Source organism: Aidingimonas halophila, assembly GCF_900106955.1.
Taxonomy (GTDB): Bacteria; Pseudomonadota; Gammaproteobacteria; order Pseudomonadales; family Halomonadaceae; genus Aidingimonas; species Aidingimonas halophila.
On record NZ_FNNI01000004.1, the window covers coordinates 357,691 to 378,958 of the forward strand.

The window sequence follows — 21,268 nt, forward strand, 5'->3', positions numbered from 1 at the left end:
GTCTCTGGCGTGGGGATTACATCCTGAACACGCCGAATCGGGTTTCGTCGATCTCGGCGTTCATCGCGGCGGCTAGGGCCAGTCCCAGCACGTCGCGGGTCTGCAGCGGGTCGATGACGCCGTCGTCCCATAGCCTGGCGCTGGCGTAGGTGGGGTGCCCCTGGTGTTCGTAGGCATCCCTTGTCGGTTGCTTGAAGGCGTCTTCCTCTTTCGCACTCCATTCGTGGCCGTCGCGTTCGTACTGCTCGCGCTTGACCTGGGCGAGCACGTTGGCGGCCTGTTCGCCGCCCATCACCGAGATGCGCGCATTGGGCCACATGAACAGCAGGTTGGGCTCGAAGGCGCGGCCGCACATGCCGTAGTTGCCGGCGCCGAAGCTACCGCCGATCAATACGGTGAATTTGGGCACCCGGGCACAGGCCACGGCGGTGACGAGTTTGGCGCCGTGCTTGGCGATGCCTTCGTGTTCGTACCTGGAGCCGACCATGAAACCGGTGATGTTCTGCAGGAAAAGTAGCGGAATCCCGCGTTGGGCGCACAGTTCGATGAAGTGGGCACCTTTCAGGGCGGATTCGGAGAACAGCACGCCGTTGTTGCCAACGATGCCGATCGGGTAGCCGTGCAGGTGGGCGAAGCCGGTGACCAGGGTGTCGCCGTAGTAGCGCTTGAACTCGTCGAAGTCGGAGTCGTCTACCAGGCGGCCGATGATTTCGCGAACGTCGAAGGGTTTGCGCAGATCGGTGCCGACGATGCCGTAGAGTTCGTCGGGATCGAGGCGCGGGGGCCTGGGCTCTTGCCTCTCGAGCCGACCACGCTTCTGCCAGTTGAGCCGGGCGACGCAACGCCGCGCCAGTTGCAGGGCGTGGGCGTCATTCTCGGCGTAGTGATCGACGACGCCGCTGATGCGGGTATGGACGTCCGCGCCACCCAGGGCTTCGGCGCTGATCGTCTCGCCGGTGGCGGCCTTGACCAGCGGCGGCCCGCCGAGAAAGATCGTCCCTTGCTGCTTGACGATGATCGACTCGTCGGCCATGGCCGGGACGTAGGCACCGCCGGCGGTGCAGGAGCCCATCACCACGGCGATCTGCGGGACGCCTTCGGCGGAGAGCGTGGCCTGGTTGTAGAAGATGCGCCCGAAATGGTCGCGATCGGGGAAGACCTCGTCCTGGTGGGGCAGGTGAGCACCGCCGGAATCGACCAGGTAGATACATGGTAGACGGTGCCTGCGGGCGATCTCCTGGGCGCGCAGGTGCTTCTTCACCGTCAGCGGGAAGTAGGTGCCGCCCTTGACGGTGGCGTCGTTGGCGACGATCACGCACTCGACGCCGGCGACGCGACCGATGCCGGTGACGATGCCCGCGGCGGGGACAGGGCTGTCGTAGACTTGATACGCGGCCAGTGCCGAGAATTCGAGAAAGGGCGATCCCTCGTCGAGCAGATGGTCGATGCGGTCGCGCACGAACAGCTTGCCGCGGCTCTCGTGACGCGCGCGCAGTGCCTCGCCACCGCCCTGGCTGATCTCTGCCGCCAACTCACGCAGCCTGAGGACCTCGGCGCGCATCGCGGCATCATTGGCCTGGAAGGTGTCGCTGCGGGCGTTGATCTGGGTGTGCAGGATGGCCATCACGGTTCCTCGCTGGTGGGCGATGTGTTGATCGCGAAGGCGGATGGGCCGGCCTCACGGCCGGCATCGCGACTAAAGTCGCTCCTACAATGGCTTGCTCGATGTTGGTGTCGTGGGAGCGGTTTCAACCGCGATGCGGGGCGCGAGCCCGCCTCTTGGTCAGGTGGATTCATCGAAGACCTCGCGGCCGATCAACATCCGCCGTATCTCGCTGGTGCCGGCGCCGATCTCGTAGAGCTTGGCGTCGCGCAGCAGGCGACCGGTGGGGTAGTCGTTGATGTAGCCGTTGCCGCCGAGAAGCTGGATGGCGTCCAATGCAACCCGGGTGGCGTTTTCGGCGCAATAGAGGATCACGCCGGCGGCGTCCTTCCTCAATGCCTTGCCACGGTCGCAGGCACCGGCGACGGCGTAGAGATAGGCGCGACAGGCGTTCAGGGTCGTCACCATGTCGGCGACCTTGCCCTGCACCAGTTGGAACTCGCCGATCGCCTGACCGAACTGCTTGCGCTCGTGGAGGTAGGGCACTACCACGTCCATGGCCGCCTGCATGATGCCGATGGGACCGGCGGCCAGCACGGTACGTTCGTAGTCGAGCCCGCTCATCAGTACGCGCACACCTTCGTTGACCTCGCCGAGCACGTTCGCTTCCGGCACCTCGCAGTCCTGAAACACCAGTTCGCAGGTGTTGGAGCCGCGCATACCGAGCTTGTCGAGCTTCTGGGCGGTGGCGAAGCCGGGGAAATCGCGCTCGACGATGAACGCGGTGATTCCTTTGGAGCCGGCGTCCGGGTCGGTCTTGGCGTAGACCACCAGCACGTCGGCATCGGGGCCGTTGGTGATCCACATCTTGTTGCCGTTGAGGATATAGCGGTCGCCGCGCTTCTCGGCCTTGAGCTTCATGGAGACCACGTCGGACCCGGCGCCCGGCTCGGACATCGCCAGCGCCCCCACGTGTTCGCCGCTGATCAGCTTGGGCAGGTACTTGGCCTTCTGCTCGGTGGTGCCGTTGAGGGTGATCTGATTGACGCACAGGTTGGCGTGGGCGCCATAGGAGAGCCCGACCGAGGCGCTGGCGCGCGAGATCTCCTCCATGGCGATGCAGTGGGCGAGATAACCCATGCCGCTACCGCCGTATGCCTCAGGCGCAGTGATGCCGAGCAGCCCCATGTCGCCGAACTTGCGCCACAGGTCGCCGGGGAAGTCGTTCTGCGCGTCGATCTCCGCGGCGCGTGGGGCGATCTCGTCACGGGCGAAGGCGTTGACCTGATCGCGCAGCATGTTCAGTTCGTCGTCGAGGCCGAAGTCGAGGGGCCGGTAGGGCGTGTGCATGGCGTGCTCCCATCCGTATCGGGGCTATGTGCCTAGGCTAGGATCGTTTGACGTTAACGTAAAGTGCAACTTTGGGGTGTCGATATATGCGGAGTTGCTTCTTTGACAGACGTCGGGAGTGGCCTACAGTTGAGAATAGACCGGTTTGTCTAGTAATGGAGTGGCCATGACAGGTACGACACGCGAACGTCTCCTCGATACGGGGCTGAACATGCTGCTGCAGCACGGATACAACGATCTCGGCATCATGGCGCTGCTGGAAGCGACACAGACGCCCAAGGGATCGTTCTATCACCATTTCCGAAGCAAGGAAGACTTCGCGCTGCAGGTGATCGATCGCTACATGGAAACGGTGCATCAGGGCTTAGGTGCCTCCGTGGGTGATCGCTCCTTGCCGCCGCTGGATCGTGCCCGTCGATTCTTCGAGCTGTCACGCGACAAATATCGCGAGGATGGGTACCTCGGGTGCATGCTCGGTGGGCTCGGTCAGGAGCTGTCCGGAGTCAATCCCGTCTTTGCGGAGAAGATCGAGTGGTGCTTTTCCGTGGTGATAGAGGGTATCGCGACGTGTCTGGAGGAGGCCCGCCAACAGGGGGAGATTCCACCGGACTCCGATCCCAGGGAAATGGCCAATCTGTTGCTGAACTGTTGGGAGGGAGCGGCCCTCCGCAGCCGGTTGAAGCGAGATCCGGCACCGCTGGACCGCATGCTGGATTTCTATTTTGCAGCGGCGACCTGCGCCTGATGCATCACGTCGGGGCGAGAGCGGGTTGCCAGGGAGGTAACCGCCAACGGCGGTTCGGGAGCGAGATGTGCCCGAGGCATTGCGGGGCGTCCATTCTCGCGGACCTGCCGTGATGCCGAGGGGAGCCATGACATCCTGATGTAGGCGGAGGTGTAACATGACAACAACAACCGGACCGGGCTATCGGCTTGAAGGCACGATGCTCGAAATCTGTTCCTGTGAGGTTCCCTGCCCCTGTTTCATCGGCGAAGACCCGGATGGCAATGAATGCTTCGGCGTGATCGCGTTCCATCTCGATAGCGGCCATGCGCACGGCGTGGATATATCCGGCCTGACACTGATGAATGTCGCGTATATCCCGGGCAATGCCCTGGCGGGCGGCTGGCGCTCGGTGGTGCTGATCGATGACAAGGCCGATGATGCGCAGCACGAGGCGTTGATGGAGGCCTTCGGTGGCAAGCTGGGCGGCCCGCTGGCCGATCTGGCGGGGTTGATCGGTGAGCTGGTTGCCGTCGAACGAGTACCGATCGAGTATGACACGCATCAGGCACAAGGGCGGCTGCAGGCCAAGGGAATGGTCGAGGCGGAACTGATGCCGATCCAGTCTTCGCCGGATGGCACAACGGCAACGATTCACGACAGTGCCTTTACGACAATCAAGGGTGAGCCGGCCTATATCGGCAAGTCCCGGCGTTATCAGGTCAACCTGCCACAGTACGACATGAGCTGGTCGTTCGAAGGGCGCAATACCATGCAGACGGCCTGGCGGATGGAGCATCAGCCATGAACACGGCCGTTGCGGAACGCGCTGCCTGGCGGGGCGCGCCGGTGCTGCTGCTGGCCATCGTGCTGGCGTGGTCGCTGGCCATCGGTGCTGAACTGACCGGTTCCGTACAGTGGGTGCATCATCATCGGTTGATGGTCGATGGGGTCAGTCCATGGTTCAGTCTGGCACTGTTTCTGCTGGCCTGGCAGATACACATTGCCGCCATGATGTTGCCCACGGCGTTACCGATGATCGGGTTGTTCCGTCAGGTGGCCGGTGTGCAACGTCATCCCGGCCTGGCGCGAGCGGGTTTCCTGGGCGGCTACCTGGTGGTCTGGACGCTCTTCGGGTTGGCGGCGTTGGTGGGTGATGCGCTGTTGGATAGCATGATACAGCGGTGGCACTGGTTGATGCACCGACCGGAATGGGTTGCCGGTCCGATCCTGGTGATGGCCGGTACCTTCCAGTTCTCCGAACTCAAGGAGCGATGCCTGGATAAGTGTCGTCAGCCGCGCTCTTTCTTGATCAATCATTATCGGCAGGGGGTGTCGGGAGCCTTCTCGCTCGGGCTGCGCCACGGCCTGTTCTGTCTCGGCTGCTGCTGGGCGTTGATGGTGGTGATGTTCATCGTCGGCATCGCCAATCTGCTGTGGATGGCGCCATTGGCCCTGTTGATGCTCTATGAAAAGGTGGGGCGCCACGGACGTCGCGTCGCGCGTTCATCGGGTGCCGCACTGATGCTCATCGGTATGCTCGTCATTGCCGATCCGGCCTGGATGCCGAATCTGTTGCCGGCCCATTGACGACATGTGACGACAAACGAAGACGCCTCGACCGGTGGTGATCGAGGCGTCTTTTTACGTGTAGAGCGGGGCGCGAATCAGACGTCGTCGCGCATTGGTTGCTCCGAGCGGGGCAGTATGAGGTTGAGGATGATAGCCACCAGGGCGCCCGGTATCAGGCCGGATTCGATGATGCCCTGGACGTTGTCCGACAGGTTCTCGTAGAGCCCTTCCTGAGCAGGCAGGCCGATGGCGGCGGCCAACGACAGGGCGATGATCAGCATGTTGCGCTTGTTGAAGTCGATACCGCTGAGCATCTTGATACCGGCGCTTGCGATCATGCCGAACATGATCAGTACGGCACCGCCGAGCACCGAGTTGGGGATGCTCGAGACCAGTCCGCCGAGTTTGGGCAGCAGGCCGGCGATGACCAGGAAGCCACCGCCGATGGCGACGACGAAACGGCTGATGACGCCGGTCAAGGCGACGATCCCCACGTTCTGGCTGAAACTGATCTGCGGATAGGCGTTGAAGATGGCGGCAAAGACACTAGCCAGGCCGTCGGCCATGACGCCGCCGGAGAGTTCCTTCTGTGTCGGTTCACGGTTGGCGCCACCGACAGTGGTACCGACGATGTCGCCGATCGATTCCGCACAGGTCACCACGGCCAGCAACACGACCGGTACGATGGCGGCGAGATGGAATTCCACCCCGATGGCGAAGGGCGTGGGCAGTGAGAACCAGTCGGCATCGCCGACACTGGAAAAGTCGACGTAACCGAAGGCGACCGCGGCAATGAAGCCGGTGACCAGGCCGGCCAGCGGCGAGATTTCCGACCAGATTCCACGTCCGAACTGATGCATGCCGACGGTAACGACCAGCACCAGCGCGGCCAGCAGCAGATGGTGCGGCGAGCCGAAATCATCGGCGCCGAAACCGCCACCGGCATAGGCGAAGCCGACCGGCATCAGTAGGGTCCCGATCATGATGACGAAGGTGCCGGTGACGACAGGAGGAAACAGGAAACGCAGCCAGGGCAGGAACAGCCCCACCAGGGCCATGGCGACACCGCCACATAGTGCGGCGCCCAGTGCGGCCGGTACGCCCATGCCCACGGCGATGGGGATCAGCACCGGCACGAAGCCGAAACTGGTGCCCATGACGATCGGCAGTCGGGCACCGATGGGACCCAGGCCGAGCGATTGCACCAGTGTGGCAACCCCGGCCACGAACATGGCGGCCTGGATCATCAGGGTCGTTTGTGCATCGGAGAGATCGGCGGCACCGGCGATGATGATCGGCACGGTGACGTTACTGACGAACATCGCCAGCACGTGTTGCAGGCCAAGTGGTATGGCCCGCCCCAACGGAGGTCTCGCATTGACATCGTGGGTACTGCGTATCGGGTTGTCATTGGGGGTTGCCATTGCGTCGGAGGAAGTGGACTCAGTGGGCATTGGATTCGTCTCCACGTTGTTGTTGTCGAACGTCGTTGCTGTCGAAGTGCCTCGCAAGTTCACGGCAATGGCATGGTGGCCTTTTGCCGTGCCTATAACTGTTGTCGTAGCCGTCTGGCGGCCTGGTCGTGACGGGATCTCAGGTCATCGAGATCGACATCGCACGGTAGGCCGTCGACCACGCGCCAGTCGCCGCTGACCATGACGCGATCGGCTCGGTGCGCCCCGCATAGCAGCAGCGCCGCCAGCGGGTTTTCGGCGCCGGAGAAGCGCAGTTCATCCAGCGTGAACAGGGCGAGATCTGCCTGCTGGCCGGGATGCAAACCGCCGATGTCGCTGCGACCCAGGCAGCGGGCCGAGCCCTGAGTGGCCCAGCGAATCACCGTGTCGTGTGTGATCTCGCCGGGTTCGTAACGCAGTCGGCCGAGCAGCAGCCCCTGACGCATCTCCTCGGCCAGGTTGGAGTGATCGTTTGATGATGATCCGTCGACGGCCAGTCCGACCGGCGCGCCGGCGGCTTCCAGGTCCAGCGTACGGCACATGCCGGAGCCCAGCACCATGTTCGAGGAAGGACAGTGGGCGATGCCGGTCCCGGCCCGGCCGAGCCGTTGTACTTCATCCTTGTTGAAATGGATGCCGTGCGCGAGCCAGGTGCGGTCATCGAGCCAGCCGATGTCTTCCAGATAGTCGAGTGGACGCATACCGTACTGGCGTAGGCAGAAATCGGTCTCGTCAGCGGTTTCAGCCAAGTGAGTGTGCAGCCTTACGCCGAGATCCCGTGCCAGTCGCGAGCTTTCCCGCATCAGTTCTCGGCTCACCGAGAAAGGCGAGCAGGGCGCCAGGGCGATGGTGATCATCGCGTTGTCACCACGCTCGTGGTATTGCTCGATCAGACGACGGCTATCATCGAGTATGGTCGTTTCATCCTGCACGACGGCTTGAGGCGGTAGTCCGCCCTCATCCCGGCCGAGACTCATCGAGCCTCGGGTCAGCGAGGCGCGAACGCCCAGTCGCCGGGCAGTATCGACCTGCACATCGATGGCGTGGCGCAGCGCGCCGGAAAAGATGTAGTGATGATCCGCGACGGTGGTGCAGCCGGACATCAGCAGTTCGACCATGGCCAGTTCGCTGGCGATCGCCAGTTGTGTTTCGTCGAGATTGGCCCAGACGTCATACAGGCTGGTCAGCCAGGGAAACAGTGCTTTGTTCAGTGCCGGTGAGTAGGCGCGGGTCAGGGTCTGGTAGAAATGGTGGTGCGTGTTGACCAGACCGGGTAGCAGCACATGACGCGAGGCGTCGAAGACGTGGTCCGCGGGCCGGGTGGGTTGGCCCCCTGCCGGTATTCGTTCGATGATACGGTTGCCCTGGATGACGATGCCGCCCGCAGCGTCCGGGTCGGCGCAGGCCAGAGGGTGGCGTATCCAGAGTGTGTCAGCGTTGTCGGTCATGTGGCGACTCTCCTCGGCATGTTGATTGGCACGCATCCCCAACTCAGTGTGGAAGGGTTACCCAGCGAGTGTCTCACGCCTGGTTCAGGTGCCTTGTTATGTTGCCGGAGATGTGTGGTGAATTCTTTATTGTGTACTGTATTTGTATACTAAAACTCGGTGATGGTGACGTCAGCTGTCAACCAAAAGCGGACAACACTTTGCGACGTCACTCCGAGCCGATGGGGAAAATGATGCCATGACAAGGCATTGCATGCGTATCGGATGCGCGAATAGATAACATCAGGATGGCAAATACAAGGTGCCGAACCGGCGTGACCGATTCGGCGCCAGATGGGGCGTCATGCTGTCGTGACGGGATAGAGGCGAGTCAGTCGGCGTCCGCGTTGGGAAAGAACAGTTGCTCACCGTCGAGTTCATACTCGGCGATGGCTTGTTGACCCGCTTCGGAAATCAGCCACTCATGCCACTGTTGCGCCAGGTCGTGTTTGAGATCCGGGTGGCGTTCTTCGCTTAGAAGCAGGCTGCCGTACTGGTTGAACAGCGCTTCGTCACCGTCGAACAGAATATCGAGGTCCTGGCGATTATCGAAGGCGACCCAAGTGGCGCGGTCGGACATCACGTAGGCATCCATGCCGGCGGCCGTATTCAGGGTCGGCCCCATGCCGCTGCCGAGTTCGCGATACCATTCACCGCCGGGCTCGACACCCGCTGCCTCCCAGAGACGCAATTCGGCGCGGTTGGTGCCGCTGTCATCGCCGCGCGAAGCGAACGGCGCTTCGGTATCGGCGATCCGCGAAAAGGCGTCTTCGACACTCTCGGCATTGGCGATGTCGGCCGGATCGTCGGCGGGTCCAATCAGGACGAAGTCGTTGTACATCACGGGTTGCCGTTCAGTGGCATAGCCCTCTTCGACGAATGCTTTCTCTCCGGTCGTGTCATGAACGAGAAGGCTATCGGCATCACCCCGGCGTGCCAGTTCGAACGCCTGCCCGGTCCCGACGGCGACGACACGCACTTCGATACCGGTCTTTTCCTCGAATTGCGGAAGGATGGCCTCGAACAGACCGGATTGTTCGGTCGAGGTGGTGGATGCCAGGGTGATGAATTGTTCCTCCTCATTGGCCGAAGCCTGGGTCGTGACGGCAAGGGCAAGCCCTAGTCCAGTGAGTGCGCTGAGGAGTCTTCCGGTGGTCATTGTTGATGGTCCTTCTATTGATGGCGGAAAACGACGAGGGCGTCACCACACCAGCTCGCCGCGAACGAAGGCCGACGCGTCACGGGTGCGTGGAGCCAGAAAGAACGATTCGGCATTGTTGTGCTCGACGACACGTCCCTGGCAGAGGAACAGGACGTCGTCACCGAGCCGCTTGGCCTGGCTGATGTCATGGGTGTTCATGATGATCCGGGTGCCGACCCGGCCGAAATCGGTGACGGCATCTTCCACGGCCTTGATGGCGGCCGGGTCAAGCGCCGAGGTCGGCTCATCGAGAAACAGGACCGCCGGTCGCAGGGCCCAGGCACGCGCCAGGGCCAGGCGTTGCTGTTCGCCGCCGGACAACACCCGGGCGGGACGGTGCGCTACGTCGGTCAGTCCGAAGCGTTCCAACGCTTCCCGGGCTAGTGGCTTGCGATCACGCCAACATGTGCCTTGTACCGCCAGGGCGTAGGTCACGTTGGCAATGGCGGAGCGGCGCAGCATGACGGGGCGCTGGAAGACCATGGCCTGGCGAGGGGGGCGGCCGCCGGTATCGTGCCAATGGAGACGGCCGCTGGTAGGTGTCAGCAAACCATGACAGATCCGCATCAGCAGGCTCTTGCCGGCGCCGTTGGGGCCCATGACGATCGTGCTGCCCTGACTTGACAGGGTCAGCGAGATGTTCTGCAGCAGAGTTTGCCCGCGATGGCGGAAGGTCACCTTGTCCAGAGTGAGTAATGGGGCCGAAGTCGAGGCAGCGTGCATGTCGTTCATCCCAGGCGCCTCTTGGCTTCTTCACTGATCAGGAAGGCACCGGCGTTGATCAGGGCCACCAGGAGCAACAGGATCAAACCGAGACCCAGAGCCAAGGGAAGGTCTCCCTTGTTGGTTTCCAGCACGATGGCCGTTGTCATCACACGGGTGACGCCATCGATATTGCCGCCGACGATCATGACGGCTCCGACTTCGGCACTCGCCCGGCCGAAGCCCGCCAGGATCACGGTCATGAGGGCAAAACGGGCATCCCATAGCAGAGTGGGGATGGAGCGAAGACGGCTGACGCGAAACGACGTCAGTTGCTCACGATACTCTTCCCAGCGCTCTTCGGTATGTTGCCGGGTGAGTGCGGCGATGATCGGCAGGATCAGAAGCACCTGGGCGATCACCATGGCCGATGGAGTGAACAACAGGCCCAACTCGCCCAGCGGACCGGCACGAGATAGCAGCAGGTAGACGACCAGCCCCGCCACGACCGGGGGAAGCCCCATGAATGCATTGAGCACGACGATGACGAGCCCCCGCCCGGGAAAACGCCATAATGCCACGGCCGCCCCTAGTGGCAGTCCCAGTACGCTGGCAATGAGGACCGCCGTCAGCGAAACTTGCATCGATAGGCTGACGATCCCGACCAGCGTTTGGTCGAGACTCAGGATCAACTGCAGGGCAGTGATGAAGGCGTTATCTTCCGACAGCATGCGCGACTCCAGGTGGTTGGGTGCATCATGATGCGTTATTGTCGTGATATGCAGTCAGCGTTGAAATATATGCAGTGATAAACAGCAATAGACGTGTGAAACACTTCGACTACGACTATTTGACGACGACCGAGGCGGCCGATTATCTGCGGCTCAAGGAGCGCAAGGTCTACGATCTGGTTCGGCAGGGACAGATCCCTTGCACCAAAGCGACGGGGAAGCTGCTTTTTCCTCGCCAGTCGCTCGACTTGTGGCTAATGAATCATCTGGTCGGTGATCAGCAGGCAGGGCGCGATATTCCTCCCATCGTGGCGGGCAGTCACGATCCGTTGCTGGAGTGGGCGCTGCGCGAATCGCAGTCGCAGTTGGCGACGCTATGTCATGGTAGTGGCGATGGCGTTCGCCGCGTGCGCGACGATGAGGCCATGCTGGCAGGGATTCATCTTATCGATGCCGAAACCGGTGCCTATAACAGGCCGGAGGCGCTGGGGCTGCTCGGTATGAAAGATCTGGTCATCCTGCACTGGGCGTATCGTTGTCAGGGATTGATCCTGCCCGCTGGCAACCCCTTAGAGGTGACGGGTATCGACTGTCTGACGAGAAATGGCCTGCGTGTCGCGCATCGTCAGCCCGATGCCGGTGCCGAGCGGTTATTGCGCTATCTGCTGGCGCGCGCGAACATCGATCATGCCTGTCTGCACCTGGCCGACCATGTGTCTCTCAGTGAGGATGATCTGGCTCTGGCGGTGCGTGAAGGCAGTGCCGATGTCGGGCTGGGTGTGAAAGCAGTGGCGCAGCGTCATGGCCTGGCATTCGTGCCGCTGCACCTGGAACGCTTCGATCTGGCGATGCGGCGTCGAAGTTTTTTCGAGCCCGCCGTGCAACGCCTCATGACGTTCGTGAACAACGAGCGGTTTCGAGAACGTGCCGAAACGTTGGGGGGATATGATCTGTCCCGTTGTGGCCAGGTGGGATACAACGCGTGAGTGGGGGAGTGGGTTATGAGGCGTCAGACGCGTCGGCATGATTATGCGCCATTGAAACAGGAATATGCTCGTCTGGCGCCGGTATATGACCGTCGCTGGCAAGGTTATGTAAGGGCCTCGGTCGATCGTGCTGCGGCCCGCCTGGCGCTGCAACCCGATGAAACATTGGTGGATGTCGGCTGCGGCACCGGTGCCCTGCTGGCGATGTTGTCGCAACAGGTCCCGACGGCCCGGCTGACCGGCATCGATCTGTCCAGTGAGATGCTGGCCGTGGCGCGTGAGCACGTCGGTGACGATGTGTCCCTGATTGCCGCGACTGCCGAGCGGTTGCCGCTTCCCGATGCCAGCCAGGATGCCGTCGTGTCCACCAGCGCCTTCCATTATGTGCGCCACCCCCTGCCTGCACTGGGAGAGATGCGACGGGTGCTCAAGCCCGGAGGCCGAGTGGTGATCGTCGACTGGTGCGACGATTTCCTGACATGCCGGTTGTGTGATCTGTTTCTACGCTGGTTCGATGACGGTCATTATCGAATCTATCGTAGCGATGAATGCCGTGAATTGCTTATCGAGGCCGGCTTTGCGAATGTAAACGCCGACCGCTACAAGATCAGTTGGCTGTGGGGCTTGATGACGGTATCCGGCCATCTGCCCAACGCAGAGGAACAGACCGATGTCGAACGAGTACAACCGGGCTTCCACCACGACACCTGCCATGGATGAGGAGACGACGGTACCCGTCAACGCCGTTTTCGACATGGCTCGCCAGGGAGATGTCGAATCACTGGAAGCATGGCTCGATCAAGACTTGTCTCCCAATATGGCGACGACACAGGGGGAGAGCCTGTTGATGATCGCCAGTTACCATGGGCACAAGGCGACGGCCCATGCATTGCTCGCCCGTGGTGCCGATCCGGACCAGCGCAATGACAGCGGTCAGTCACCGATTGCCGGTGCCTCATTCAAGGGGGACCGAACGATGGTGGAACTGCTGCTGGCACACGGTGCTAGTGTCGAAGGTGCGGCGAATGATGGCAAGACGGCATTGATGATGGCTGCCATGTTCAACCAGGTCGACGTACTCGATACCTTGCTGGCGCATGGTGCGGACCCGGCAAGAGAGGATGCCGATGGCATGACGGCACTGTCGCTGGCCAAGGCGATGGGGGCGGTGGATGCCCAGCGTCGCTTGGATCAGTGATCGACGTTGCTCGATCCCGATGTCGATCCCGGTACGTTGATCGGCAACGCCATGCCTCGATTTTCATATTTTTTGCGTGTTGGCAGCTTTCGTTGGTGGTAGGCTGTTATAAAACAGTGTTCGCATAGCCCGTCGATGCTATAGCGAACCATCAGGGGAACTGGTAGGGATCATATGTAATCAGCAACCGCTAGAGGTTTGTGACCATGAAATGCTCCCTGCGTTTGACTGTCATCCCGTCGCTCGCTGCCATGTTGCTGGTGGCGGGGTGCAGTTATCAACCGGCACGCTTCCAACCGGGCGAAATACGCTCGGAGCCACTGATCGAGTTCGATGGCAAACGGCATTACCATGACCGCGATCATCGACATGATCGCCACTATGACCGGGATCGTCGCCATCGTCGTTCCCATGGCGGTCATGGACGCGGCTTCTGCCCGCCGGGACTGGCGAAACAGGGGCGTTGCTGATTCTCCTGGTGATTGGCAACGTGAACGGGTAGGCGTATGGTGGCAGCGTCATGATAGCAGGAAAAGTCTCTCGTTATGTCAGTCTTTCACCTGCGTACCCGTACGCTGTCACCACAGGTCGTTGCCCATTCTCACCGACATCACCAGTTGATACTGGCGACGTCGGGGGAGACCGAATTGAGTCTGGAAGGCCAGGGCGAGCGCATTACACGGGCTCGTGGCTGCCTGATTCCTGCCACATGTCACCATGAGTATCAGGGGGATGGCCGTAACCGGACGCTGGTGGTCGATATCCCCTTGTCGCATCTCGACTCGCTCTCCTGTGCCGACGAAGTGCGCCGCTTGTTCGATCGACCGCGTTTCTTCGCCGTGCCGGATTCGTTGCAATCCCTGACCAACGGTCTGGTTCCGCAGATCGACATGCAGCCGGGTCTGCATGGTGATATCGGCACACTGCTGTTCAGGTCGCTGTATCTTGCCTTGTACGATCAATCGATTGCGCCTGTTTCCTCATGTGAGCGGCGTATCCACAAGGAGCGCCTTGACGACTACATCGACAGTCACCGAGATGAACCGATCGAGGTAGAGACGCTGGCTTCGCTATGTGCCCTGAGTCCCGGTCATTTTCATACGCGCTTTCGAGATCTGTTCGGCATGACGCCGATGGCGTATGTGCAGCAACGTCGCCTGGCTCATGCCGCCCGGTTGATACAGGACAGCCGACTCCCTCTTGGTGACATTGCTCAACGTGTCGGCTTTCATGATCAGGGCAGTTTTTCCCGGGCCTATCGACGTGCCTACGGGAAGGCCCCTTCCGTGCATCGACGCCAGACGTTCATCGAGCAGCGCGATGACTGATCCCATCGAGTGCTGAGTTTCGGGCAAATTCCTCTGAGTTCAAGCCAAGTGAATCGCTTGTCGCCATCGTATGCTGGGTCGTCGCTGGCATGACAGCACCGTCATTCGGTGTCTGCCAACGCTCCCTCGCGACCTGAAATCCAACAATTCCTGGCGACGAGGTGTCTCATGAAAGAGGCTTATACAACACCGCCGATTCCAGCGCCGCGCCTATCCGTGGCGTTGATTCCGATCGTTTCGACGATCGCTCTCCTGGCATTACAGATCTTCTATTACGGCGATTTTACCCCCCATATCCCGCTGGCGATGGGCTTTGGTATCACCGCGATCGTGGGCTGGTTCCAGGGGTACCGCTGGAAGGATATCGAGAAGGGGGCTTTCCACGTTCTGCATGTGGCCATGCCCTCCATTGCGACCCTGATTATCGTGGGCATGCTGGTCGGCGTCTGGCTGTCCAGCGGAACGGTACCCATGTTGATCTATTACGGCCTTCAGATCGTCGATCCTGGCTGGTTCCTGGCGGCGGCCATGCTGATCTGCTCACTGGTATCGCTCAGCATAGGTTCGTCCTGGACGACGGTCGGTACCGTGGGTCTGGCTCTGGTCGGCATCGGTGATGCCTTTGGCGTGCCTATCTACTGGACGGCAGGGGCCGTGGTATCCGGTGCGTTCTTTGGCGACAAGATTTCGCCGCTCTCGGATACGACCAACCTCACTCCGGCCGTGACCGAAACCAATATCTTCGATCACATCCGTTACATGATGCCGACGACGGTGCCCGCCATGCTGATCGCCCTGGCGATCTACACCTTCGTCGGGGGCGCCGAGAGCGGCGGCAGCGACCAACTGGCGCGTATCGAGGCCATCCAGTCCGGTTTGGCGGCGAATTTTTCCATGGGGATCTGGCAACTGCTTCCCTTGCTGCTGGTAATCGGGCTGGCGTTTCGCAAAGTGGCACCGATTCCTGCTCTGTTTACTGGAGCGGTCGCCGGCGGTCTGGTGGCAATGGCGACCCAAGGGGCGTCGTTTCACGATGTGCTGACCTTCGCGCATGCCGGATTCAGCATTGGCGTCGACAATGAAGCACTCGATAGCCTGCTCAATCGGGGCGGTGTGACCTCGATGACCTGGGTGGTGACGCTGATGATGTTTGCGCTGGCGTTCGGGGGCGCGCTTGAGCGGACCCGCTGCCTGGAAGCGGTGGTCGAATCGATTCTCTCGTTGATCAAGGGGTTCCGGGGCTTGCAGACAGGCGCCATTCTGACGTCGATCACGACCAATGTGGTGTCCGGTGATGTCTATCTTTCCATCGCCTTGCCGGGGCGGATGTACGGGCCGGCCTACGATCGCTTCGGTTACAGTCGCCTGAATCTGGCGCGTGCCGTGGAGGAAGGCGGAACCCTGGTATCGCCGCTGGTGCCCTGGAATGCCGGTGGCGCCTTTGTCATCGGGGCATTGGGTCTGTCGATGTCATCGGGCGACCTGACGGATTTGCTGTATATTCCCTTGGCGTTCGGTTGTTGGCTATCGCCGTTGATCGGCATCCTGTATGCGCAGTTGGGCTGGTTCTCGGCCCGTGCCGAGACGGATGATGTCGAACCGGAGCCGGGGTTCCAGGAGACTGGCGAGGCGGAATTTCTACAGGATCCACAACGCGAATGACTGATGACACTTCCCAGCAGGTCACGGTGGTCGGTGCCGGGGTTGTTGGGCTTTGCATGGCGCTGCGACTGCAGCGTCTCGGCAAGCAGGTGCTGCTGATCGACAGGCAGCGAGCCGGTACGGGAACGTCTTCGGGCAATGCGGGTTATATCGCGACCGAAACGATCGACCCCCTATCGACGCTGGAGACGCTCCGTTCGGTGCCGGGGCAATTATTCAAGCGGCACGGTGCCTTGAAGTTGCCCATGCAGTACTTGCCGAAGGCGGCTCCCTGGTTGATGCGCTTCGCCCTGTCGGCATCGCCGAGCCGAGTGGAACGAGGTCGCCAGGCGCTGGTATCGCTGAATAGCCAGGCCGTTGAAGCATGGCGGCGTTGCTTGACGGATATCGGCGCTGCCGGCGCGTTGAGGAACGCTGGTCATTTGCTGGTGTGGGAGTCAGCATCCACTGCCGGACCGCGCCGTCTTGCCGACCATCTGGCCCGCTACGGTATTCATGCGGAGTGGCAGTCGGAAGCGGCGGTGCGTGAGCGTATTCCCGCACTGTCGTCACGTGTCTCGCAGGGGCTATGGTTTTCTCAGACTGCCAAGATAACGGACCCGGCCGTGCTTTGTCGGCGTCTGTTCGATGCGTTCGTGGCCCGGGGCGGCCAGTGGTCTCAGCAGGGCATAACGCATGTGCAATCCGATGGCCAGCAGGCAGTATTGCAAGGGGAGCGCAATACGATCGTCACCCGTCAGGTGGTGATCGCAGCAGGTGCCTACAGCCACCGTTTGTGTGCTGATCTGGGGCTCGATGTGCCCTTGGAGACCGAACGGGGATATCACCTGACGTTGCCGGAGGCTCGCGATCTCTTGCCGCATTCCCTGGAGTCCGCCGAGCGCCATTGTGTGCTTTCTCCGCTTCACAGTGGCTTGCGTATCGTCGGCTTCAGCGAGATCGGAGGGTTGGACATGCCTCCCAGACAGTCGCGTTTCGCGTCCTTGCAGATACATTTGCGGGTGCTGCTCGATGGTCCCGACGGTTTTGCCGATTCGCCACGGACCTGGATGGGGTACCGGCCGACCTTGCCGGACTCATTACCGGTGCTGGATCGACACCCGTCGAAACCGAATGTCTTCATGGCGTTCGGGCATCAGCACTTGGGATTGACTCAGGCGGCAGTCAGTGCGGAGTGGCTGGCGGATGCCATCGTCTACGGGACGTTTGCCGAGTGTCTGGCGCCGTTTCGGGTCACGCGGTTCCGTGCAACGTCCCACCTCTCTTCGCTGGCCCATTCCCGAGAGGATGATACGGCCAAATGAAAAAGGAGATGTTGATATGCGCATGATCACGGGTGACGAGGTGGCGGCATCACTGCAGTGGCCTGCCTTGGTCGATCGAATCGGGCAAGCGTTCCGGGAGGGAGTCGAGGCGCCGCCACGGCACCATCATGCCATGCATCGCCCCGATGGGGAGGCTACCATGCTGCTGATGCCGGCCTGGCAGCCGGCGGGTTATATCGGCGTGAAGATGGTCAACGCGTTTCCTCAGAATGCGGCGTACGGGCTACCGGCCATCTCCGGTGTCTATCTCCTCAGTGAAGGGGATCATGGACAGCCGTTGGCCTGTATCGATGGGAGTGAGCTGACGCGGCGCCGGACAGCGGCCGCCTCGGCGCTTGCCGCCCGGGAGCTGGCACGTGACGATGCCGGGTCGTTGCTGGTCGTGGGGACCGGCAGGTTGGCACCGATGCTGATCGAGGCCCATGCAGCCGTTCGCCGCGTCGAGAAGGTACGCATCTGGGGGCGCAATGCCGACAAGGCGCAGCAATTGGCGGCTGACTATGCCGACCGGTTTGATTGTGATGCGGTGGATGATCTCGAGAAGGCCGTCGGCGAGGCGGATATCGTCAGTTGCGCAACGCTGTCGACCGAGCCGTTGATCAAGGGGGCATGGCTGAAGCCGGGGGTGCACTTGGATCTGGTCGGCGCCTTTCGTCCCACGATGCGGGAGACGGATGATGCGTGTCTGACACGCTGTGATGTGTTCGTCGACACCTATGCCGGGGCGAAAGGGGAAGCGGGCGACATTCTGCAGGCGATTGAGTCCGGCGCATTTCGGTTCGACGCTATTTGCGCTGATCTCGGCGAGTTGCTTCTGAGAGAGAAGGTCGGCCGGCGTTCTCCCGAATCGATGACGCTGTTCAAGTCCGTGGGCGCCTCGCTCGAAGATCTGGCGGCGGCCGTCGAAGTCTGGGAGCAACTCGACGTCGAGAAGGGGGGCGACGAAAAGTGATGGGCGCACAGCAAGAAAAGCGCCACGGGAATGCCCGTGGCGCGATGCCATTCCTCCTGAGGTAGCTATCCCGCTACCTTGGCCCGCCGGGCCACTCCTTGGGTGCCTCCTGCACGCCTGCGTCCGTGACGCGCTTAACGACAGTATCCTTTGTCTTTGTGGGAAGCTTACTCCGCCGATATGACAGTTTGGCGACACACCATCCCGGTCAATACGTATTCACAGCGATTCTTCCAGCGAGTTCAGTAGACCGCGCAGCAACGACAGTTCCTTGCGATTGGGTTGAGCACGGTTGAAAAGCGCCTGAAGCTGCTGCTCGGTGCGGGCATGGGGCTGTGTCAGGAACCCTGAGGCGTGCATGACTCGGCTTAGATGAGCGTGAAAGTAGTCGAGTTGTTGGCGGGTCGGTAATGGGCCTGTCGAGGGACGGGGCGTTTGATAGCCGCTATCGGGCCGTTGGCGCCAGGCGCGGAATACTTCATAGGCGAGTACCTGGACGGCCTGGGACAGATTGAGAATACCGTAGTCCGGATTGGCCGGTATGCTGACTTGATGGCTACAGCATTGGATCTCGTCATTGGTCAGTCCGAAACGCTCACGACCAAACACGAGGGCCACCGGATCCTCCGCGGCGAGTTCCACGAGTGTCTGAGCCATGACGTCGGGTTCGTCGTAGTGAGGAAGTGGTTGGCTCCTCAATCGTGCGCTGGCGCCTACGACTTGTACACAATCCGAGACGGCTTCCGAGAGCGTGTCGACGACACGGGCATCAGCCACGACGTCTTCCGCACCGGCCGCCAGCCGATCCGCTTCATGGTCCGGAAAGCGGCGTGGGGTGACCAGAACCAGGTCGGTGAGGCCCATGGTTTTCATGGCCCTGGCCGCCTGCCCGATATTGCCGGGATGAAACGTCTGGACGAGGACGATGCGAATATTCGAGAGCATGAAGACCCGTGTTGGCTGTTAGTCGGTGATTTCCCAGCGGACCTGAACGCCGGCGTCGATACTGATGGTGCCGGGGCGATATTCCGGTTCGCCGCCACTCTGGCTCTCCATGGCATCAGCCTGTAGAGACATTCGCCGTGGGGCAAATGCCGGGGCTTGAGTTTCCTGCACGCTGAGGACCGAGCCCAATTCCACATCGAGGGTATCGGCCATCAACTCGGCCTTGTGCCGCGCTTTTTCAAGTGCTTTGGTCAATGCCTCCTCGGTGGCGGCATCACGGTCGTCGAGATCATATTGGATGCCATCGAGGGCATTGACGCCGACTTCGGTCAGTGCGTCCAGCAGAGTGGGGAGCGCCTCGAGGTCATCGATATCCAATGTGATGGGCCGCTCCAACTGCGTGCGGACCAGGGGCGGTTCATCGTCGTTCCCTGAAGTGGGCTGAATGCGTTCAGGATGGATGTTGAGCGAACCGGCAGTGATGTCGTCACGTTCCAGACCGGTCTTTTCCAGTGCCCGAATCAGTTCACCGGTCCGTTTTTCAAGGCGCTGACGCGCCTCTTTCAAGGCTTCGGGATCGCTCTGGCGATCGTCTTCAACCTCGATGGCTTCGGTGCGCTCCCAGAGTCGCGCGTTCAGTGTGGCGATATCCGGTGTGACGGTGGTTGTTGCTTGGGCCTGGACATCGAGGGTGTTGGGGGGTGTCTCCTCAGCGATGGCTGGCGAGGAGCAGAGACTCAGTAAGGCCAGAACCATTGGAATCCATCCCCGATGTGGCGTCTGGCGGGTGCGTGTCATTCGAATACATGTCATGGTAATGCCTCCATGCCGAGAACCCATGTGTTTTACTTGCCCGGAGACGTTCACGTCAATGTCCCGGAATGCGTATCCTGTTACCAAAGGCCATTATTACTCTTTGATACTCTGCCAGGAAGGCTTTCATGATCTCCAATGAGTCGACACGTACCATCCCCCTGAATCTGCTGCTGGCGTTGGCAGCGCTGGTCATCATCGTCGGAGGGATGCGAGCCGGTGCCAGTCTACTGGTTCCGTTACTGCTGGCGCTGTTCATTGCGGTGGTGTGCACCTCCCCCGTTCATTGGCTGCACCGGTGCGGTCTCAGTCTGCGTTTGTCAGTATGGGTCACACTGTTGGTGCTGGGGATATTGATCAGCCTGTTGGGGCTGCTGTTGGCCAGCAGTTTCACCACCTTCACCGATGCGCTGCCGACCTTGGAAGAGGAACTCAATGCGTTCTACCTGAACCTGCTGCGTTGGCTGGCACAGCATGGTGTCTCGATCAGTCCGGAACAGTTCAGCGAATGGGTCGACCCCACCCAAGCGACCCAATTGGTACCAACCTTCCTGAGTGAACTGGGCAATATGTTGATACAGAGTGTCGTGGTGGCGCTGCTGGTCATTTTCATGTTGTTCGAAACACTGAATTTCCGGGATAAGGTATCGCAGGCCCTGCGGGATCCGGGACCCAGCCTGCGAGGCTTTCAGCAGTTCAGCCTGACGCTCAAGCGATATCTGGCGGTCAAGACGGTTGTCAGTCTGATTACCGGGGCGCTGGTCTGGATTGCCTGCATGGTGCTGAATGTGGACTTTCCACTGTTATGGGCCACCATGGCATTTGGCTTGAACTTCATTCCAAATATTGGCTCCGTGCTTGCTGCCATTCCTCCCGTCATTCTGCTGTTGGTCACGCCAGGCGGTGGCGTGCTTCAGGCGGCAATCCTGGCAGGGGCCTATCTGGTCATCAATCTGGTCATGGGGAATCTGATCGAGCCGCGCATGATGGGGCGTGCCCTGGGACTGTCGACATTCGTGGCGTTCCTGTCGCTAGTCGTCTGGGGATGGATTTTCGGAACGGTGGGCATGTTGCTGTCAGTGTTGCTGACCATGACCTTGAAGATTGCCCTCGAGAGCCATCCGGAAACCCGCTGGATAGCCCGTCTGTTGGGACCTGCCGGCGAACGTGAGGAACGCATGCAGGAGGAAGAGGGGCAAAGTGAGCAGCAGTCATGATAGATTCGCCCCGGTCGA

Annotated in this window: 21 protein-coding genes; 12 read left to right on the forward strand and 9 right to left on the reverse strand. The window is 61.0% G+C overall.

Translation table 11 applies throughout. The features are described from left to right. Positions 1-16 precede the first annotated feature (16 nt). Together BLW01_RS09915 and BLW01_RS09920 are read right to left on the reverse strand one after the other, a co-directional pair. Positions 17-1,624: a carboxyl transferase domain-containing protein gene (locus tag BLW01_RS09915; RefSeq protein ID WP_092569341.1), complete on the reverse strand. Its 1,608-nt coding sequence runs from the start codon at positions 1,622-1,624 to the stop codon at positions 17-19. A gap of 159 nt (positions 1,625-1,783) precedes the next feature. Further along, a complete protein-coding gene (locus BLW01_RS09920) occupies positions 1,784-2,953 on the reverse strand; it encodes an isovaleryl-CoA dehydrogenase (protein ID WP_092569342.1) in 1,170 nt (389 codons plus the stop codon). Positions 2,954-3,119: 166 nt separating this feature from the next. Here BLW01_RS09920 and BLW01_RS09925 point away from each other — a divergent pair, with 166 nt between their 5' ends. From BLW01_RS09925 to BLW01_RS09935, 3 genes are all read left to right on the forward strand, one after another. Further along, positions 3,120-3,698, forward strand: a complete 579-nt coding sequence (locus BLW01_RS09925) for a TetR/AcrR family transcriptional regulator (RefSeq protein WP_092569343.1) — start codon at positions 3,120-3,122, stop codon at positions 3,696-3,698. A gap of 157 nt (positions 3,699-3,855) precedes the next feature. Then, positions 3,856-4,485 carry a DUF1326 domain-containing protein gene (locus BLW01_RS09930; protein WP_092569344.1) on the forward strand — a complete coding sequence of 210 codons (630 nt, stop codon included), beginning with the start codon at positions 3,856-3,858 and terminating at the stop codon, positions 4,483-4,485. After that, positions 4,482-5,267, forward strand: coding sequence for a DUF2182 domain-containing protein (locus BLW01_RS09935; RefSeq protein ID WP_092569345.1), 786 nt, complete (start codon positions 4,482-4,484; stop codon positions 5,265-5,267). Before BLW01_RS09930 ends, BLW01_RS09935 begins: the two co-directional genes overlap by 4 nt. Before the next feature lie 77 nt (positions 5,268-5,344). On the opposite strand, the gene BLW01_RS09940 is transcribed toward BLW01_RS09935, so the two are convergent. From BLW01_RS09940 to BLW01_RS09960, 5 genes are all read right to left on the reverse strand, one after another. Further along, positions 5,345-6,703, reverse strand: a complete 1,359-nt coding sequence (locus BLW01_RS09940) for a uracil-xanthine permease family protein (protein WP_229806358.1) — start codon at positions 6,701-6,703, stop codon at positions 5,345-5,347. A gap of 92 nt (positions 6,704-6,795) precedes the next feature. Beyond that, positions 6,796-8,151, reverse strand: a complete 1,356-nt coding sequence (locus tag BLW01_RS09945; protein WP_092569392.1) for an 8-oxoguanine deaminase — start codon at positions 8,149-8,151, stop codon at positions 6,796-6,798. Positions 8,152-8,521: 370 nt separating this feature from the next. Beyond that, positions 8,522-9,349 (reverse strand): ABC transporter substrate-binding protein, encoded by an 828-nt coding sequence (locus BLW01_RS09950; protein WP_092569346.1) that lies wholly within the window; start codon positions 9,347-9,349, stop codon positions 8,522-8,524. Positions 9,350-9,391: 42 nt separating this feature from the next. Then, positions 9,392-10,123 carry an ATP-binding cassette domain-containing protein gene (locus BLW01_RS09955; RefSeq protein WP_092569347.1) on the reverse strand — a complete coding sequence of 244 codons (732 nt, stop codon included), beginning with the start codon at positions 10,121-10,123 and terminating at the stop codon, positions 9,392-9,394. Further along, complete coding sequence (locus BLW01_RS09960; protein WP_092569348.1) at positions 10,120-10,824, reverse strand: ABC transporter permease; 705 nt, start codon at positions 10,822-10,824, stop codon at positions 10,120-10,122. The genes BLW01_RS09955 and BLW01_RS09960 overlap by 4 nt, the downstream gene beginning before the upstream one ends. A gap of 95 nt (positions 10,825-10,919) precedes the next feature. Here BLW01_RS09960 and BLW01_RS09965 point away from each other — a divergent pair, with 95 nt between their 5' ends. From BLW01_RS09965 to lhpI, 8 genes are all read left to right on the forward strand, one after another. Continuing rightward, entirely contained in the window at positions 10,920-11,810 is an 891-nt protein-coding gene (locus BLW01_RS09965; protein ID WP_092569349.1) for a helix-turn-helix transcriptional regulator, read from the forward strand. Positions 11,811-11,825: 15 nt separating this feature from the next. Beyond that, the gene (locus BLW01_RS09970) at positions 11,826-12,530 is read left to right on the forward strand and encodes a class I SAM-dependent methyltransferase (protein ID WP_092569350.1); all 705 of its coding nucleotides are present in this window, start codon (positions 11,826-11,828) and stop codon (positions 12,528-12,530) included. After that, positions 12,481-13,008 carry an ankyrin repeat domain-containing protein gene (locus BLW01_RS09975; RefSeq protein ID WP_092569351.1) on the forward strand — a complete coding sequence of 176 codons (528 nt, stop codon included), beginning with the start codon at positions 12,481-12,483 and terminating at the stop codon, positions 13,006-13,008. Before BLW01_RS09970 ends, BLW01_RS09975 begins: the two co-directional genes overlap by 50 nt. A gap of 206 nt (positions 13,009-13,214) precedes the next feature. Then, entirely contained in the window at positions 13,215-13,478 is a 264-nt protein-coding gene (locus tag BLW01_RS09980; RefSeq protein ID WP_092569352.1) for a hypothetical protein, read from the forward strand. 75 nt (positions 13,479-13,553) lie between these two features. Next, positions 13,554-14,336: a helix-turn-helix transcriptional regulator gene (locus BLW01_RS09985; RefSeq protein ID WP_092569353.1), complete on the forward strand. Its 783-nt coding sequence runs from the start codon at positions 13,554-13,556 to the stop codon at positions 14,334-14,336. 168 nt (positions 14,337-14,504) lie between these two features. Continuing rightward, positions 14,505-15,998, forward strand: coding sequence for a Na+/H+ antiporter NhaC (gene nhaC, locus BLW01_RS09990; RefSeq protein WP_092569354.1), 1,494 nt, complete (start codon positions 14,505-14,507; stop codon positions 15,996-15,998). Further along, positions 15,995-17,302 carry an NAD(P)/FAD-dependent oxidoreductase gene (locus BLW01_RS09995; protein ID WP_092569355.1) on the forward strand — a complete coding sequence of 436 codons (1,308 nt, stop codon included), beginning with the start codon at positions 15,995-15,997 and terminating at the stop codon, positions 17,300-17,302. Before nhaC ends, BLW01_RS09995 begins: the two co-directional genes overlap by 4 nt. Before the next feature lie 16 nt (positions 17,303-17,318). Then, complete coding sequence (gene lhpI / locus BLW01_RS10000; protein WP_092569356.1) at positions 17,319-18,275, forward strand: bifunctional Delta(1)-pyrroline-2-carboxylate/Delta(1)-piperideine-2-carboxylate reductase; 957 nt, start codon at positions 17,319-17,321, stop codon at positions 18,273-18,275. A 219-nt stretch (positions 18,276-18,494) separates the two neighbouring features. Here lhpI and BLW01_RS10005 read toward each other — a convergent pair whose 3' ends face one another. Both BLW01_RS10005 and BLW01_RS10010 read right to left on the reverse strand, forming a co-directional pair. Beyond that, on the reverse strand, positions 18,495-19,220 hold the full coding sequence (locus BLW01_RS10005; RefSeq protein WP_092569357.1) for an RNA methyltransferase: 726 nt from the start codon (positions 19,218-19,220) through the stop codon (positions 18,495-18,497). Positions 19,221-19,238: 18 nt separating this feature from the next. After that, the gene (locus BLW01_RS10010) at positions 19,239-20,033 is read right to left on the reverse strand and encodes an SIMPL domain-containing protein (RefSeq protein ID WP_229806359.1); all 795 of its coding nucleotides are present in this window, start codon (positions 20,031-20,033) and stop codon (positions 19,239-19,241) included. Between the two features lie 128 nt (positions 20,034-20,161). Between BLW01_RS10010 and BLW01_RS10015 the strand changes: the two genes are divergently transcribed. Next, complete coding sequence (locus tag BLW01_RS10015; RefSeq protein WP_092569358.1) at positions 20,162-21,250, forward strand: AI-2E family transporter; 1,089 nt, start codon at positions 20,162-20,164, stop codon at positions 21,248-21,250. Positions 21,251-21,268 lie beyond the last annotated feature (18 nt).

What these genes read in the sequence shown, in the direction of transcription:
- BLW01_RS09995 (WP_092569355.1), top strand. Translation starts at nt 15,995, where the DNA reads ATGACTGATGACACTTCCCAGCAGGTCACGGTGGTCGGTGCCGGGGTT.
- BLW01_RS09980 (WP_092569352.1), top strand. Translation starts at nt 13,215, where the DNA reads ATGAAATGCTCCCTGCGTTTGACTGTCATCCCGTCGCTCGCTGCCATG.
- BLW01_RS10010 (WP_229806359.1), bottom strand. Translation starts at nt 20,033, where the DNA reads ATGACATGTATTCGAATGACACGCACCCGCCAGACGCCACATCGGGGA.
- BLW01_RS09925 (WP_092569343.1), top strand. Translation starts at nt 3,120, where the DNA reads ATGACAGGTACGACACGCGAACGTCTCCTCGATACGGGGCTGAACATG.
- BLW01_RS09940 (WP_229806358.1), bottom strand. Translation starts at nt 6,703, where the DNA reads ATGCCCACTGAGTCCACTTCCTCCGACGCAATGGCAACCCCCAATGAC.
- BLW01_RS09950 (WP_092569346.1), bottom strand. Translation starts at nt 9,349, where the DNA reads ATGACCACCGGAAGACTCCTCAGCGCACTCACTGGACTAGGGCTTGCC.
- BLW01_RS09975 (WP_092569351.1), top strand. Translation starts at nt 12,481, where the DNA reads ATGTCGAACGAGTACAACCGGGCTTCCACCACGACACCTGCCATGGAT.
- BLW01_RS10005 (WP_092569357.1), bottom strand. Translation starts at nt 19,220, where the DNA reads ATGCTCTCGAATATTCGCATCGTCCTCGTCCAGACGTTTCATCCCGGC.
- BLW01_RS09960 (WP_092569348.1), bottom strand. Translation starts at nt 10,824, where the DNA reads ATGCTGTCGGAAGATAACGCCTTCATCACTGCCCTGCAGTTGATCCTG.
- BLW01_RS09945 (WP_092569392.1), bottom strand. Translation starts at nt 8,151, where the DNA reads ATGACCGACAACGCTGACACACTCTGGATACGCCACCCTCTGGCCTGC.
- lhpI (WP_092569356.1), top strand. Translation starts at nt 17,319, where the DNA reads ATGCGCATGATCACGGGTGACGAGGTGGCGGCATCACTGCAGTGGCCT.
- BLW01_RS09915 (WP_092569341.1), bottom strand. Translation starts at nt 1,624, where the DNA reads ATGGCCATCCTGCACACCCAGATCAACGCCCGCAGCGACACCTTCCAG.
- BLW01_RS09985 (WP_092569353.1), top strand. Translation starts at nt 13,554, where the DNA reads ATGTCAGTCTTTCACCTGCGTACCCGTACGCTGTCACCACAGGTCGTT.
- BLW01_RS09935 (WP_092569345.1), top strand. Translation starts at nt 4,482, where the DNA reads ATGAACACGGCCGTTGCGGAACGCGCTGCCTGGCGGGGCGCGCCGGTG.
- BLW01_RS09920 (WP_092569342.1), bottom strand. Translation starts at nt 2,953, where the DNA reads ATGCACACGCCCTACCGGCCCCTCGACTTCGGCCTCGACGACGAACTG.
- BLW01_RS09930 (WP_092569344.1), top strand. Translation starts at nt 3,856, where the DNA reads ATGACAACAACAACCGGACCGGGCTATCGGCTTGAAGGCACGATGCTC.
- BLW01_RS09955 (WP_092569347.1), bottom strand. Translation starts at nt 10,123, where the DNA reads ATGAACGACATGCACGCTGCCTCGACTTCGGCCCCATTACTCACTCTG.
- nhaC (WP_092569354.1), top strand. Translation starts at nt 14,505, where the DNA reads ATGAAAGAGGCTTATACAACACCGCCGATTCCAGCGCCGCGCCTATCC.
- BLW01_RS09970 (WP_092569350.1), top strand. Translation starts at nt 11,826, where the DNA reads ATGAGGCGTCAGACGCGTCGGCATGATTATGCGCCATTGAAACAGGAA.
- BLW01_RS10015 (WP_092569358.1), top strand. Translation starts at nt 20,162, where the DNA reads ATGATCTCCAATGAGTCGACACGTACCATCCCCCTGAATCTGCTGCTG.